This window comes from Exiguobacterium sp. BMC-KP (assembly GCF_001275385.1).
Taxonomy (GTDB): domain Bacteria; phylum Bacillota; class Bacilli; order Exiguobacteriales; family Exiguobacteriaceae; genus Exiguobacterium_A.
The window spans coordinates 223,072-236,941 of sequence record NZ_LGIW01000011.1; the positions used below are offsets into that span (position 1 = coordinate 223,072).

Here is a 13,870-nt window from a genome sequence, read left to right on the forward strand (position 1 = left end):
CTTCCTCCTTCTAATGATTAAATAGATACTTTGTGGTTCAGTAGTCGAACACATTTCCAACTTATATATACAAAATAGATGAGGATAAAGGAAAGATAGACGAATACCTGTTGATTCGGGATGAGAATGCTAGTCAAATCAAATAAGTAACGTAATGCAATGAATGGTACGATCAAGAGCGCTACATCCTTTGTGATCGTCAGCAAAGCTTTCCCTTTTTGATAGGACCGCTCCGTCAAGACGAACAAGAAGACCATCGTGATGACGAAGAGTGCGAGCGCTAGAATGACGAATGTATCGATCACATTGAAGGTATAGAGCATGTTCAACGCAGCTGATTCCCCGATGATTTTTGATGCTGCTTGTAAATGTTCCGGGAGTAACCATTCGTAGAGTCGACGACTTAGAAGAATCGTGATCCACTGGATGCCCATGAAACCACATACAAATACCAATACTGTTGTCAGTTTGGATAAGAGGATTGTGATGCGTTTACCCGGTAGCATCAATAAACGGTAGATGTACTTGGACTCGCCATACCAATCGCGGTACCAAATTTGAAAGGCATATAGAATCGTGAACATGATACCGATGGCAATCATGTACTTGAAGTAGTTGGTCGCATCGCCAAACGTCAAAGGTCCATTCAGTTGATCAACAGCTTCCATTTCCGTAAGTCGCTCTTTTTTCATCAAATCCTCCAGCTTGGATTGATAATGAAGAACCTGATATACGACCGATGTGAGTTCAACAATCACTAACATCGTCAATATCGAAAGGTATAGTTTGAAGCTTCGCTTGATTTCCTCGTTTGATAGCATAAAGAATTTCTTCATGTCTGATAGACCTCCCTCATTCGATCCTGTACTGATTTCCCGTAAAGCTCACGCATCTCTTCCGAGTCATCTTCCTGTATGATGATCCCGTTCTGAAGAAAAATAACGCGGTCGATGAGATGTTCCACTTCTGCAATCTCATGAGTCGTCATCAAGATGCCCTTCCCTTCCATATAGTGACTAGAGAAGATCCACGCAATTTGTTCTTTCGTAAATAAATCAATCCCAGCCAACGGTTCATCGAGCAGTAAGTAAGGTCGATTCATCGCAAATCCAATCAATAGATTAACCTTTGCTTTATTCCCTTTCGATAAATTGGCGATGCGGTCTGTCGCCATCAGTTTAAAGAACCCCATCAGTTCCTCTGCTACTTGTTGATCCCAATCCGGATAGTAGTCGCGCATATAGGCGACGGCTTCTCCGACGCTCATATAACCAGGCATCGTAGAAAGATCAGGTACGAAAGCGATGCTATCGTGGGTCGTTTTCCCATCCACTTTGATTGTTCCAGTATCTACTGGGACTAAGCCCATGATGGCTTTCAAGATGGTGGACTTCCCTTCCCCATTCAATCCGATGAGACAGGTCAGTTGATTTAACGGGACAGTGAACGATACATCGTTCAACACATTCTTTTTTCGACCATATGACTTTCGTAATCCACGGACTTCAAGCATCTAGCTCACTCCTTTTTCGAATGTTGTATTCTTTCTCAAAATTAATGATGACCTCTTCTAATGGAATTTGGATCGCATATATCGAATCCACAAATTGCTTCACTGCATTTTCGAGAAGTTCTGTTCGCACTCGATCGATGATGGATTGGTCCAGCGTCACCTTACTCGGCACGTTACGGTCAGTTGTAATCAACAGTTGATCTTCCAGTTCCTTATACACTTTTTGCGCGGTATTCGGATGAATTTTAAGCTCATTTGCCAGTGCGCGACGCGAAGGGATACTTTCCCCTCTTTTGAATTCGCCCATAACAATACGTTTTTTAAACCAATAAAGTACTTGTAGATAAATCGGGGTACGTTGATCAAAATGCAATAACATCACCTCTCTTAATGAATGTTGTATTAAAACACTAATACACTTTATAACTGTATGATATGGTCAGTACAGTGAGAAGTCAATGTTTTTTTATTACTCTTTTTTTATTGTTAGAAGATTGGCTATGATTCACTTTCTGTTATTCATAGTGATTTAGATTCTTCATGAATGGAGTGTCAGCATCATAAATAAAAAAATCCTTGAATGGCGTCATTCAAGGATTTGAGAAAAATAGAGATACCGCGGAATATTCGAATCACTTTACTGCAAACAATTTTTTGATAAGTTATGTTTCAGTAATAGAAAAACAAATAGGTTTAAGAAATAACACTAAATAAAAAGATACAAAATGACGTTCTATAAAAAAATCCATGGTTTATACAACCATCCTTCTATCTACTTTATCTCAAGTTGAAATGTATAAAGTTTTTATTAGAAAAATCGTCATTTTGCGTGTAATTGCAGAAAAAGTCATCAAATCCATAAGGACTTGATGACTTTTTATTAAATATCTGCCGTCTTTTTTCTCTCTATAGTAAACAATTTTTCCCCTGAAATAATCAACAATATCCCAATCACGAACTCTAACCCAATGATCCACAAAACAAGATTTGGAACTGCTGAAAATCCATTTTCTCCAATACTACCATATACATCTAACTTCTTGAGCATATAAAAATCAGTTAGGTATATAGATAACCAAAGCTTTGAAGAGCTAGCTAATAGAAAAAGAAAGCCGATTTTTCGCAAAGAAATACCCCCGATCAATATATATAACAATAATTAATGTAACACTTTTCTCTTAAAATTTCCTCGAATTCAAAAAGGATATTACCAACTTACAATTGAACGATAGATTTCGCTTTATAGAATACTTTCCCTGATTTCTTACACCTTGTAATGATAATTGAATATGGTTTTACCTCCATTGAAACGTACTAATAAATAATCTCTATAATGTAACTGATGAATCAAACTGGATATTAATGTTAGCATTAATACCTAGAATCTTATATTGATTCGAGGGGGCATCATTATGAAAAAGGCATATTTGTTCGTTTCTATTCTTATGATTGTAGGGATTGTTATCATAGGGGCATCAGCCTATAAGAGCTTTTATTACGATAAAAAACAAGAGACTACAAAGAACATCAACTTCTATCTCAAAGAACATAACTATGAAAGACAAGTTCAGAAAAAAGAAATTCGACGAGACTCTAAAACAGCTGAATACTTTGCCAAAGTTACGTTTAAAGATGAACCTAATAATGAGTATGAAATTCATCAAACTGGATCAAATCCTTTTGAAGTTGTCGGTTACAAAGATGGAGTACAAATAGCTGATAAAAAAGTAGGAAAATACATTACATCTGATTGAATTTTCTCAAAGAGAGAATAAGGTCAATTATATAGATCATTAAAAATGATACTTTCACTAAATCAAAGTTTACTATTAAATAAAGATATTTAATGAAACTTCAAGTCACTTGCTAAGCTAAAAACATCATTCGCTACACCAATCTTAGAATTTACTTTTATTCCTACTCTCTATTAGTCATGAGAGATCTACTTGATATTTTTACAATTAAAGTTAGGATTACTTCGGTTAGGGAGGCGCTTAATGGACAAACAATTTTCGAATAGATAAAACATGGTTAGGTTTTTCCTTTTATCAATAGTTCTGATTGTTTTTTCATCATTCTTAGAGCTATCAAGTCAGGTGACAAATACGATAATCATATTGACGAACATTAGTTTGGTTTACATGGAAATTAAAATTAAGGTCCTGAGAAAAAACTCTACTTTTTAAGGATAAGTAAATAGAGGGTTTCAATCGTTTCCGATTGTTAGAGTTCTCACTTGCTCTTTTAGAGCAAGAATCCAAGTCGTAATTCAATATTTAAATTCAGCTTTTCCATCACATTTTCTTTTCTGGTGTACTAAAATATAACGCTCAATCCCTTCTACTGTGTTCGATCAGGAACTCTAGTCGTTTTTAGAATAGATAGTGATTCTTATTTTTTTATTTAGTACTCAAAATAAAAAATCTATATTAAACCACTGGAGATGACTAACTTAATATGAAAAATGCTAAAACCATTTTAATTTCTAACCTGATTATTTTAGGAGTCATTATATTAATTCAATTGCTTTCTCCATCCCTTGGAACCTATTTGCTCGATTCAAAAATAGAATTTTCGAATGAGGATTCAGCGTATTGGATCGCTAAACTAATTGAAATAAATACTGTTCAAAGATTTTGTTTATTAGTAGGATTACTAAACGTCAGCTTAATAGCTGTCTCAACTAACTACCTTTTAAAACATAATTAAAAATTAATGATATGCAATAGAGCTATTCTTCTCGTTAAGAAAAGAATAGCTCTATTCTATTTACATCACTTTAGTCATTTCCCTAAATAAGTATTATGTTTTTAAAAATTAAATCTTGACCGTTTTCATAAAAAGATTTTGAGCAACCTTATTCACTATTAAATAAAAATCCCTCCTAGCTTTTCTACAAAAATATCTTTATTTCAAGGAACAAATTAATATGGAAATCATTCTTATTGGAGTAGTTTTTTTCTTACTAAGCTGTAAAATAAATGTAACGTATACATTTCATTAAAAAGGAGACGAACTTATGCAGGTTAGAAAAGGAATCTTACTTGTCGTGATTGCGATTGTATACCTTTTATTGTTTACCATCACCTTTTGGAGTATCATTGGTCTATTTATCACTATTTTAGGTCTATACTTCTACTTCAAACCGAGACTTCGCAGTCCTGTCAAATATCCCATGGTTGTTGTTTGGCTAGGTGTTTTCATCGCTTTTGCGATTTCTATCTATATGGTGAAAGGAACAGAGACGCAAAAGGCAGAAATCAAGTCTTCTTCACAAGACTCGAAAACGATAATTGCATTTAAAAAAGAAGCGACGGAATTGAAAGCATCTTTGCAAAATACAGAACGTAAGCTTAAAGAACAGCAACAAGAAATAAAAAAGTTGAAAGAGGAGTTAACACGCAAGGAAGAACTACGCCTACAAGCGGTTGAAAGTTATCAAGAGGAAGCAGACAAACGTTCTGCCCTTGAAAGTGAATTGAAAGAAGAGGAGACAACACGAATCGCGGCCGAAGAGAAAGTGGATGAACTCCAGTCATCCTTAGCAAGTATTGAAACTTTGATGGAAGAATCGGAAAACCTTGCTGACGAGGAGTACGAGGAAATCCCTGAAGAAGAATATGTAGAAGAAGAAGTCGCAACAGAGTTAGAATACGATCCGAATGGCGCAGATCGAGATTGTGGTGATTTTTCAAGCGCACAGGCTGCTCAAGATTTTTATCTGGCTGCCGGAGGTCCTGCCAACGATCCTCATGACTTAGACCGTGATAACGACGGGAATGCTTGTGATTGGAACTGATTTCTTTGTCAGATCTTTTTCGCATGGGGTATTTTTCATACATGTACCTTTTTTTCTTATCCAACTTTATTTTATGAAATCAATAAAAAATGATTAGGTGGTAATATATCATGAATCAAGCTGTAGAAGACATCAATCATTCGGTCTCCATTGAAGCTCCTATTGAAGAGGTCTGGGATCGAATCTCGACCGCTCGTTCTCTATCACAATGGTTTATGCCGAACGATCTCATTGCACGTCCAGGGTATCAATTTCATCTTCAATCTCCTTTTGGTCCCTCTCCCTGCACAGTACTCAGCGTACTGCCAGAAAAAGAATTATCATTTCGTTGGGATGAGGACGGATGGATTGTGACTTTCTCTTTGAGTACAATGAATGACGAGACACTCTTTGCCGTGAATCATGGTGGCTGGAAAAATGCTGATGATTTAGTCCTAAAGGCAAATCAACCACAAGATCAGGTCCGTAATTTCATGTCTCAGGGTTGGTATGGGATGTTGCAAAAATTGAAAAAAACGTTTTAATCAAAGCGTGTACATTTTTTTCAGATAAAGTATAGTCTGTGATTTTAAGACAAGCTCTCTTATAGTTTCCTTAGGCCATTAAGACAGCAATAAAACTAAAGGGAGTGTCGTCGTTATGTTCGATCGGTTTAATACTGAACAGCAACAACAAATAATTCAATCCATTCAAGATTTTTTCTTAGAAGAGCGTGATGAAGAATTATCTGAGTTCGCTGCTGAACGTGTTTTCGATTTCATCAAAGAGTCCATCGCAGTCCATTTTTACAATGTGGGCATTCAGGATGCTCATGCAGCGGTGTTAAACCAATTCTCTTCATTAGATGATGAATTGTTAACGCTTGAACGTCCACTATCTAAATAATGATGATAGAGACATCATTTCATTCTGCTTTAATCAAAAAGCGTGCGCCGGCGCACGCTTTTTGATTTTTGTTATTCACTATTACACAAAACATATCATATAGAGTATTTTTTCTGTAAATCATTACATCTTACTCATTTAATCTAAGCTATATGTAATGGAGAGTCATTTCAGTCGAATGTATTGAATCATTTTGTAGATAAAATAGAGAACGATGATGATAAAAAAGATATTACCTAAAACCCCTAAGAACGAGACCTGATTCATTTCTTCCACTCTCCTTTTACCATAGATAGAATGTATAGCTGAATTGACCTGAAGTTTAACATACTTTGTTTATCGTACGAAACCCTAAATTTTACATTGACCGGCATACATATCGTCAATGAAACAACAAAAAGTATGCGCGTCGGCGCATACTTTTTGTCTTGTATTTTGTTTTTGAGATACTAAAGTACTTTTCAATCATCAAACGAGAATAAATCATCTATAATCGAAAGAAGCAACACAAAAAAACTACCACTGTGTTTTTGACATAAAGGAGAATACATTGAAACTTGAACGCTTACTAGCTATCATCTTTAAATTACTTCATCGCTCAACCATTTCTGCTTCACAGTTAGCTGAGGAGTTGGATGTCTCTCAGAGGACGATTTATCGGGATATCGAGACAATCAGTGCAGCTGGCATTCCTGTGATTTCCTATCATGGGACGAATGGCGGTTTCGGCATGATCGAGAACTATAAATGGGACAAGACATTCTTGGATGCATCTTCCATGATGGATGTATTGGCACTAATCAAGAGCCTGTCCGACCAATTGAATGACAAGGACTTAGAAAAGACACTCGACCGTCTGTCCGTCCTCACGAAAGCAGAGCAAGAGAACAGCATGCATATCAATCTTAGTCATCAGACCATCGATCCATCTTTCTTGATAACACTACAGCGGAGCATAAAAGACTCGAGAAGGGTTCAATTTCAATACGTCAGTGCCCGGAAGGAACGTTCCTTCCGGGAGGTAGATCCACTCTCTCTCCACTACAAATTTCGAACCTGGTATCTCTATGCATATTGTCATCTGAGAGAAGACTATCGAGAATTCAAGGTGTCACATATGCTAAATCTCGGAAAACTATCAACACCAATCGAGACCAAACACCCTCTTCGGCCCGATGCTCCCTTAGTAGACCCTTTGAGAGAGTCTGTGACCTTACGTGTACATCCTCAATCGGTCAACCTCGTACTGAACCATTTTCGACATCAATCGATGTTCCAGGAGGAGGATGGGAGCTTTACCATGGAACTATCCCTACCTGTCCCACTGGATGCGGAATGGTTGATTTCAATCCTACTCGGACTGGGATCAGGTGTCGTGGTCATTAGCCCCCTCTACCTACAGGACGTTCTGAAAAATGAAGCAAAAAAAATCGTGAATCTTTATGAGGATGTATGACGATCAGTTGTCATATATCCTTTTTTATAATTAAAATCGTAAGAGGTTACAGAATATGAGTTGAGGAGAGATTGGAATGGATGCAGGAAAAACGATGTATGACTATCATGGATGGGCGATGCAGGCATTATTGGATCATCTTGCTTCTTTACCGGCGGACGTGATGACTAAGGAAGTAAGGAGTTCTTATCCTAGCATCACTAAGACGATCAGTCATGTCCATGCGGTGGATATGATGTGGCTGAAGGTCCTAGAAGGCACAGGGCTGCAGGAGGCGTTACAAGAGTCGATGGGTCGTCTCGCGGTCACAGAAACATTCAGCGTCGCGGAGTTTAAGGACGCATTTGATCAATCGACTGCTTCATATCGTTCGCTCATCGAAACACGATCCGACCTCGACCATACCATCATGGTCGATAATCCTTGGTCCGGCTCTCGGGAGACCTCTACCGAGGAGATACTCCTACACGTAGCGAATCATGGGAGCTATCATCGTGGCAACATCACGACCATGCTCAGGCAAATCGATGAAGCCTCGATCATGATGGATTATTCCTTGTTCTGGTATGAGGACGTGAAGCAAGAGAGTCGATGAAATCCAGGGTCCCTCTCATCCCACATCGGCAATGTTAAAAGCAACACAAAAAAGTATGCGCCGGCGCATACTTTTTTCGTCTATACACTCGTCCAGAGAAACTTACGACCTCATTCTTCGATGCCGAACTTATCCGCATGGATTCCTTCGGGAGCGAAACGGATGGTATGGGAGCCTTCTTCCTCGTCCTCGGCCACGAACGTCCATTCATTGGAGACATCGACGAAATCAAATTCCAATCGATGTCCGAAGTGCGAGGTAAGTCTCTCGACGACATATTCTGTCATCTCATAGACAGACTCTCCGATTGCTTCGATCTTCCCGCGCTCGAATTCATTCCCATCATTCGATAGAACATAGTGCATCATTTGTTTCATGACAAATCCTCCTTATCATAGATGCTATTTAGATACGCATCGTGACTGCTGTAGACCTTCTCGAATTCTTTAGAGTAGTGATGGTTACTGCGATTCACCATGGTGATCAAATCATCCTCTGCCATAAAGATGGCCAGCAGCGAAGATGCTCTCGATCGAAGTTCCTCCATCGACAAGACATCGTCCTCCCCCATCAACCATTCCATGAACGAATCCGGATGAGGCTTCTTGAGTGTCTTGATGAACACGTTCGACTTCCCGATGCGCAGACTCTTGAGCACGCCGATACGTAGAAGGATGCTCTCATAGAACAGGTCCTCGAATCCTATTTCTTCGAGCGGATGAGTGAATCCGTCCTTCCGCAACGAGACGAGCGTGAAGAATTCCCCTTCGGTTACATACGATTCTACCGATTCCCTGTAATCAGCGATGTCCTTCTCCGAGACGCCTGCGCGTGAGAGACAGCGGTCGGTGATATAGAAACCTTTGTCGAGGAGGATAAGCCGTGCATTTCGCTCCAGGTTCTTCAACAATCGTCCGGCCATGTCCGTGCGGAGGACCCGATGTTGCTCGGTACGGACATAGTCGCCCGAGAAGATGAGCTGTTTGAGGTACGCCGTCGAGCTGGGATGGCGTAGTCGGATCGCCAGCTGATCATCGACCCGATATCCGAGCAGCTCCGCATCGGCTGCCGTCAGTCGTCGTTTGTCATACGACGGTATCGTACGGCGGATGATGTCGATGAAATCATCGATAGGATAGCCGTCCTCGTTCAGGTCGGACTGAATCGTTGCAGCCTGACTTTTTTCCAGGTTCGTACGACTCTCCCCCTTCTTCGTCCGGATGATTGTCTCGCGTCCATGGATGTCCTTCACCAACTCCATGATGTAGCTGGCATTGAACCAGATCCCTTGCTTCGAGATCGTACGACCATCCGGTAGCGAGCAAAGGTCAGCGGCGTTCGATGCTCTGATTTTCGCATGGAGGATCTTGTTATCCTGCTGCTTCGGGAGGTTGTTCTTCATGATCACCCTGCTCGTCTGCTGGACCGGCGTGATGACGATGCCTTCCACTGTCGTATCCTTCACTCGTCTCCAGAATTGCTTGATGGGCCCTTGCAGTTCATCTTCCGACATCGACCACAACTTATCACCGATGAAGATTGTGCGTCCTTGCTTGTCCGTACGGAACGTCAACAGGACGAACAACGTCTCCTTGAATCGACGATATATCTGGCTCTCCTCCCACGGCTTCTCGACCCATTCCAGGAAGTCGATGGTATCGAGAGGCTTCAGCTCCATCGGTCGCCCCTTCTCGGTCAGGTTGATCGTACGGATCGAGAGCTCGATCTTTCCGGACTCTATCCGGAGGCGTTCCAATTCGTCCTTTACCGACCACACCATCCGGTTCGCCACGTTCGTCAGGCGTGCCTTGCTCTTGTTGAGATCCGGATTCAATCCGTATGCTCTCGATATTTCCTCCAGGTCCACCCCTATGAGTTCTGGGAATAGAAGGTCGTTCGTGTTCTGGTACATTCCTGATGACATCCTTTCATAGATGGAGGGTATACACCTTCCATACTTTCTCATACATCCATTATATGACTTTATATGAAGAAAGTAACGGTCAGGACCAAAAAACTTGTCGCCCGTATCCGTACGCTATGGCCGTCTTATCGTCCGCGATTTATAATCGATGTATGGAAGGTATCGTCTCTCAATGCTTCTTTTGATGAGGAGGAGATTTCACATGAATACCATTGGACGCCCAGAAGGATGGAGCGATTATGAGCTGTTCGGATTGATGCAACGTGAGATGGAGGCGTTGGGCATAAGCGGCTATACGGCACTCCGTTCTCTATGTGAGATTGGCGTCAGGCTCGAAGACGTATTGGACCCGGTCATACGGAGACACATCCCCTTGTCCCCTGAGAAATCCAGGATCCTCTTCCGGATGGTCGATGATTTCGGTGCGGAGACGTGTCGTGAGCTCTGCCGGCGGGCGAATCTTTATCATCTGACGATATCCTGGGAACATCCCGTCCCGTATGCCGCGGTCGAGTCACTGTTACTGAGACGAGGATTCATGCTCGTCGATTTCTCTTCGATGTCGTTCCTCGAGTTCCGAGAACGGACACGTGGGGAGGGCTCCTCTACCCTCTATCGGAACATCATCGGCGCCATCGAGGAGCTCGGACTGTTCGAGGAGAACCGGGCGAACCAGACGGATGATGTAAAGGAAGGTCTTCGTGTCCTTCCCTTCCCCGGCGACGGAGGGGAGGATGAGCTATACCCGCTCGATTCCGTCATCAGGCAACGTGAGGGCGACGATGTCCTGGTCCGATATCTCCGAGAGGGCGGACCGGCCGACGCGGGGACCCTCGAGTCGTTACGCACCCTCGTGGAGGGACTGCCGAACGCGAGGATCCTGGAGAACCATCTCTACGGTGAGACGTTCGGCACGTACGCCATGGAGAGCACCACGTTCCAGGACGTCTTCGCCGTCCCGAGAAGCGTGGACCGCTATCTCGAGCTTTTACATGGGCGCGGGGGAACGGAGACGTCATCCAAGGATTTCGTCGCAAGCCTCGATGCGGGTCAACTATCTCGCTTCCTCCGCATGAGTGCGGCGTATGTCTGTCCCGCCACGGGGATGGTCCGACGTTACGATGTCGAGAACATCCTGCTCTCTCTGACGGCGGATCGTCACGCCGCCATCGACGAGACGACCATAGTCAGGGATGCGAAGCGGATGTCCAGCCTCGTCAATCCTCACGGGCATGTCGACGCACTGGGGATCACGAAGGCGCTCGTGAAGGACTCCGTCCGTGCCTCCCCACATCTTGTTCGTACCGAGGGATACGTCCGCCGTCTGCGAGTCCCCTATGCCAAGGATACCCTATCCAATCTACTGTCGACCAAGTTGGATGGGCTACGTGGCGTGTTCACGCCCCGTGTCATCTACGACCTGTCGTCCCCTGAGGTACATGCGCTCGACATCCGGTCGCCGATGGAGATGAGACATATACTCGGGCGGAAACACCGGTCGGATGCACTACACGTCCTCTCTCGTGATGAGATTGCCGTGGGGGTGAGGACGAGACGTGAGTTCATCGAGGAACTGATAGGGCCCCGTCCGGATTTCGTGAACGTCCGGGACCTGGTCGAGGCGGCCTCCTCATCGAGTGGTCATCCGCATGCCCATTGGGAGCGATACATCCGTCTCCTCCTACTCGACGACGTCTCGTACGTGGAGGTGGAGACGGACGTCCATCTCCACGTGTCCCGGTTGATCGGCTCGGGCTTGTCCCCTTCGGACCTTGAGGGCTACGTCCCATGGCTTCTCAAGATGCTTCCACGCGAGGAGTTCATCAGTGCAGCGATGGCATCGAGTCTAGGACAAGGCCACGCGGTCTATCGACTAGGCTTCGATTCCATCTTCTTCGAGAGTATGTTGCGCAGGAGCCCCCTGCTCCGCTCCCTGGACATACCTGGAGGGAAGGTCTATTATCGGAATCAATTTCGTATCCGTCACACTGTCGAGGACTTCCTGTCCTCACACGTCGAAGACGGCGAGTCGATCGATGGTTATCTTCATCGATTGGAGAAACGTTACGGTTTCCCATTCATGGAGGAGCGAGTCATGAGAATCCTCAAGAGGACTGAAACATACGTCTCGGACGAACTATCGCGGATCTTCTCCGACAAGGACTCCTTCTTCCGACACGTATATGGGGACGGGAAGTAAAAAAAAGTATGCGCCGGCGCATACTTTTTTCCTTCTCTCTCGGCCTTTTCGGTGGCGCATGCATGACCCTACTCATCTCCATCCCCTTGCCCGACTGTTGATCATGGAACGTCAATCGTGACCGTACGGACAGCCTGCATGCCTCATGGCGAGACGATGAGACGAGAAGTATGCGCCGGCGCATACTTTTCAGTCGCCATGAAATGCTTAGTGAATTAAGACCGTGAAAGAAGACCGGTCGCCCCCCTTGAACGACGTCCCATCGACCTCGCCGATTTCCACGTGTCAGTCTACACATATAATCGACTCCCACTTCATTCCGCCCATGGACATCACGAAGATACTCGACGCAGTCCATCACCTTGTTTCACGTGAAACATCGTGCAGGTCCTTCCCTCATACTCGCCCTCCCCTCTCTCTATTTGTCCATCGTCTCTCATCCCCTCCCTCATTCGATTAATCAGACTAACGGAGAGGGGGTTCGTTCATACGTCTCACTCGATTCTTAAAATAAATTGATGATGTGCCTAGCCCTCGATACAGGGTCCAGCAATACTCCATGAACAATGAAACACCAAAGACTAATATGGTACGTGAAATAAGAAAAAGTATGCGCCGGCGCATACTTTTTCTATCGTTCCTTGTGAGACGTTTCCGATAAAGACCGATGTGATTAACCGTACGAGATTTTATCGATCATAGGTATACGAATGGAGATTTGCCACTTTTCCTCTAATCGTTCCACGACCACGCTCCGTCAACTTCGTGTATCGTCTGCCTCATGACTCACCCTTTCGAATCGGACACTCCTAACCTAAATCATTTGATCCTATGGAAAGTATGCGCCGGCGCATACTTTCCGCTCTCTTACCTATCCGATGGCAACCATGCAGAACCGATTTACAATCCCTTCCCCAAAAAGCGTGGTCCATGGCTTGACTATCGATATCCGAGTCCGACCCTTTCGATTCCGTGGTCGTCTTGAGTCATTGTGTCTTTCGTCGAGCATCAGTCACACGGACATGCTGAGTCCTATCTGTCATGCAGTGAAAGATTTATGAAAAGTATGCGCCGGCGCATACTTTTCACCTCAGATGTCGGGTAGCTAGTCGAGGATGATTCCGACTCATGTATATCGCTCCATCAATGAATCCTTATGGATGATCGAAGCTTTTTTCCTCACGAGGACGTTTTACGGTTCACGTCATCTCGTTCCACGTGAAACATCATCAGAAGGGATTCGTCCATCCGGGTATTCCTGGGTCATGCTCGCAGGCAACCCTTACCTATCGTCGTCTCCACTAGACGTAGTGAGGATGATCGTGACTCCATCCATTTCAGTGGATTCATGAAGTCAGGACGTGACACATCAGACGAACGATGACTTATCTCCAGGCGTAGACTCGGATTGATATAGTCCTTCGACATGGATACATCCTTTTTATCGAATGCACTACAAGGAACAGAAAAAAGTATGCGCCGGCGCATACTTTTTTCT

Annotated in this window: 13 protein-coding genes; 7 read left to right on the forward strand and 6 right to left on the reverse strand. The window is 43.5% G+C overall.

What is annotated here, in order from left to right:
• Positions 1 to 17: 17 nt before the first annotated feature.
• The 4 genes from ADM98_RS01520 to ADM98_RS01535 form a co-directional block, all read right to left on the reverse strand.
• Positions 18 to 836, reverse strand: coding sequence for a hypothetical protein (locus ADM98_RS01520; protein WP_053451939.1), 819 nt, complete (start codon positions 834 to 836; stop codon positions 18 to 20).
• The gene (locus ADM98_RS01525; protein ID WP_053451940.1) at positions 833 to 1,513 is read right to left on the reverse strand and encodes an ATP-binding cassette domain-containing protein; all 681 of its coding nucleotides are present in this window, start codon (positions 1,511 to 1,513) and stop codon (positions 833 to 835) included. Before ADM98_RS01525 ends, ADM98_RS01520 begins: the two co-directional genes overlap by 4 nt.
• Positions 1,506 to 1,892 carry a GntR family transcriptional regulator gene (locus tag ADM98_RS01530; RefSeq protein ID WP_053451941.1) on the reverse strand — a complete coding sequence of 129 codons (387 nt, stop codon included), beginning with the start codon at positions 1,890 to 1,892 and terminating at the stop codon, positions 1,506 to 1,508. The genes ADM98_RS01525 and ADM98_RS01530 overlap by 8 nt, the downstream gene beginning before the upstream one ends.
• A 501-nt stretch (positions 1,893 to 2,393) precedes the next feature.
• Positions 2,394 to 2,639: a hypothetical protein gene (locus ADM98_RS01535; protein WP_053451942.1), complete on the reverse strand. Its 246-nt coding sequence runs from the start codon at positions 2,637 to 2,639 to the stop codon at positions 2,394 to 2,396.
• Between the two features lie 286 nt (positions 2,640 to 2,925).
• Between ADM98_RS01535 and ADM98_RS01540 the strand changes: the two genes are divergently transcribed.
• The 6 genes from ADM98_RS01540 to ADM98_RS01565 all read left to right on the forward strand — a co-directional run bounded on the left by ADM98_RS01540 (position 2,926) and on the right by ADM98_RS01565 (position 8,248).
• Positions 2,926 to 3,267, forward strand: coding sequence for a DUF3139 domain-containing protein (locus ADM98_RS01540; protein ID WP_053451943.1), 342 nt, complete (start codon positions 2,926 to 2,928; stop codon positions 3,265 to 3,267).
• Positions 3,268 to 4,532: 1,265 nt separating this feature from the next.
• The gene (locus ADM98_RS01545) at positions 4,533 to 5,312 is read left to right on the forward strand and encodes a hypothetical protein (RefSeq protein ID WP_053451944.1); all 780 of its coding nucleotides are present in this window, start codon (positions 4,533 to 4,535) and stop codon (positions 5,310 to 5,312) included.
• Between the two features lie 110 nt (positions 5,313 to 5,422).
• A complete protein-coding gene (locus tag ADM98_RS01550) occupies positions 5,423 to 5,836 on the forward strand; it encodes an SRPBCC family protein (protein WP_053451945.1) in 414 nt (137 codons plus the stop codon).
• A gap of 115 nt (positions 5,837 to 5,951) precedes the next feature.
• Positions 5,952 to 6,197 (forward strand): DUF2164 family protein, encoded by a 246-nt coding sequence (locus ADM98_RS01555; RefSeq protein WP_053451946.1) that lies wholly within the window; start codon positions 5,952 to 5,954, stop codon positions 6,195 to 6,197.
• A gap of 550 nt (positions 6,198 to 6,747) precedes the next feature.
• Positions 6,748 to 7,653 (forward strand): helix-turn-helix transcriptional regulator, encoded by a 906-nt coding sequence (locus ADM98_RS01560; RefSeq protein ID WP_053451947.1) that lies wholly within the window; start codon positions 6,748 to 6,750, stop codon positions 7,651 to 7,653.
• 76 nt (positions 7,654 to 7,729) lie between these two features.
• The gene (locus tag ADM98_RS01565) at positions 7,730 to 8,248 is read left to right on the forward strand and encodes a DinB family protein (RefSeq protein WP_053451948.1); all 519 of its coding nucleotides are present in this window, start codon (positions 7,730 to 7,732) and stop codon (positions 8,246 to 8,248) included.
• 110 nt (positions 8,249 to 8,358) lie between these two features.
• Here ADM98_RS01565 and ADM98_RS01570 read toward each other — a convergent pair whose 3' ends face one another.
• Both ADM98_RS01570 and ADM98_RS01575 read right to left on the reverse strand, forming a co-directional pair.
• Positions 8,359 to 8,625 carry a hypothetical protein gene (locus ADM98_RS01570; RefSeq protein ID WP_053451949.1) on the reverse strand — a complete coding sequence of 89 codons (267 nt, stop codon included), beginning with the start codon at positions 8,623 to 8,625 and terminating at the stop codon, positions 8,359 to 8,361.
• Positions 8,622 to 10,160: a hypothetical protein gene (locus tag ADM98_RS01575; RefSeq protein ID WP_053451950.1), complete on the reverse strand. Its 1,539-nt coding sequence runs from the start codon at positions 10,158 to 10,160 to the stop codon at positions 8,622 to 8,624. The genes ADM98_RS01570 and ADM98_RS01575 overlap by 4 nt, the downstream gene beginning before the upstream one ends.
• 214 nt (positions 10,161 to 10,374) lie before the next feature.
• Here ADM98_RS01575 and ADM98_RS01580 point away from each other — a divergent pair, with 214 nt between their 5' ends.
• Positions 10,375 to 12,372 carry a hypothetical protein gene (locus ADM98_RS01580; RefSeq protein WP_053451951.1) on the forward strand — a complete coding sequence of 666 codons (1,998 nt, stop codon included), beginning with the start codon at positions 10,375 to 10,377 and terminating at the stop codon, positions 12,370 to 12,372.
• The last annotated feature ends 1,498 nt before the right edge of the window (positions 12,373 to 13,870 follow it).

Bases quoted from the DNA above. Each gene is read 5' to 3' on its own strand.
- ADM98_RS01520 (WP_053451939.1), bottom strand. From the start codon at position 836: ATGAAGAAATTCTTTATGCTATCAAACGAGGAAATCAAGCGAAGCTTC.
- ADM98_RS01525 (WP_053451940.1), bottom strand. From the start codon at position 1,513: ATGCTTGAAGTCCGTGGATTACGAAAGTCATATGGTCGAAAAAAGAAT.
- ADM98_RS01530 (WP_053451941.1), bottom strand. From the start codon at position 1,892: ATGTTATTGCATTTTGATCAACGTACCCCGATTTATCTACAAGTACTT.
- ADM98_RS01540 (WP_053451943.1), top strand. From the start codon at position 2,926: ATGAAAAAGGCATATTTGTTCGTTTCTATTCTTATGATTGTAGGGATT.
- ADM98_RS01545 (WP_053451944.1), top strand. From the start codon at position 4,533: ATGCAGGTTAGAAAAGGAATCTTACTTGTCGTGATTGCGATTGTATAC.
- ADM98_RS01550 (WP_053451945.1), top strand. From the start codon at position 5,423: ATGAATCAAGCTGTAGAAGACATCAATCATTCGGTCTCCATTGAAGCT.
- ADM98_RS01555 (WP_053451946.1), top strand. From the start codon at position 5,952: ATGTTCGATCGGTTTAATACTGAACAGCAACAACAAATAATTCAATCC.
- ADM98_RS01565 (WP_053451948.1), top strand. From the start codon at position 7,730: ATGGATGCAGGAAAAACGATGTATGACTATCATGGATGGGCGATGCAG.
- ADM98_RS01570 (WP_053451949.1), bottom strand. From the start codon at position 8,625: ATGAAACAAATGATGCACTATGTTCTATCGAATGATGGGAATGAATTC.
- ADM98_RS01575 (WP_053451950.1), bottom strand. From the start codon at position 10,160: ATGTACCAGAACACGAACGACCTTCTATTCCCAGAACTCATAGGGGTG.
- ADM98_RS01580 (WP_053451951.1), top strand. From the start codon at position 10,375: ATGAATACCATTGGACGCCCAGAAGGATGGAGCGATTATGAGCTGTTC.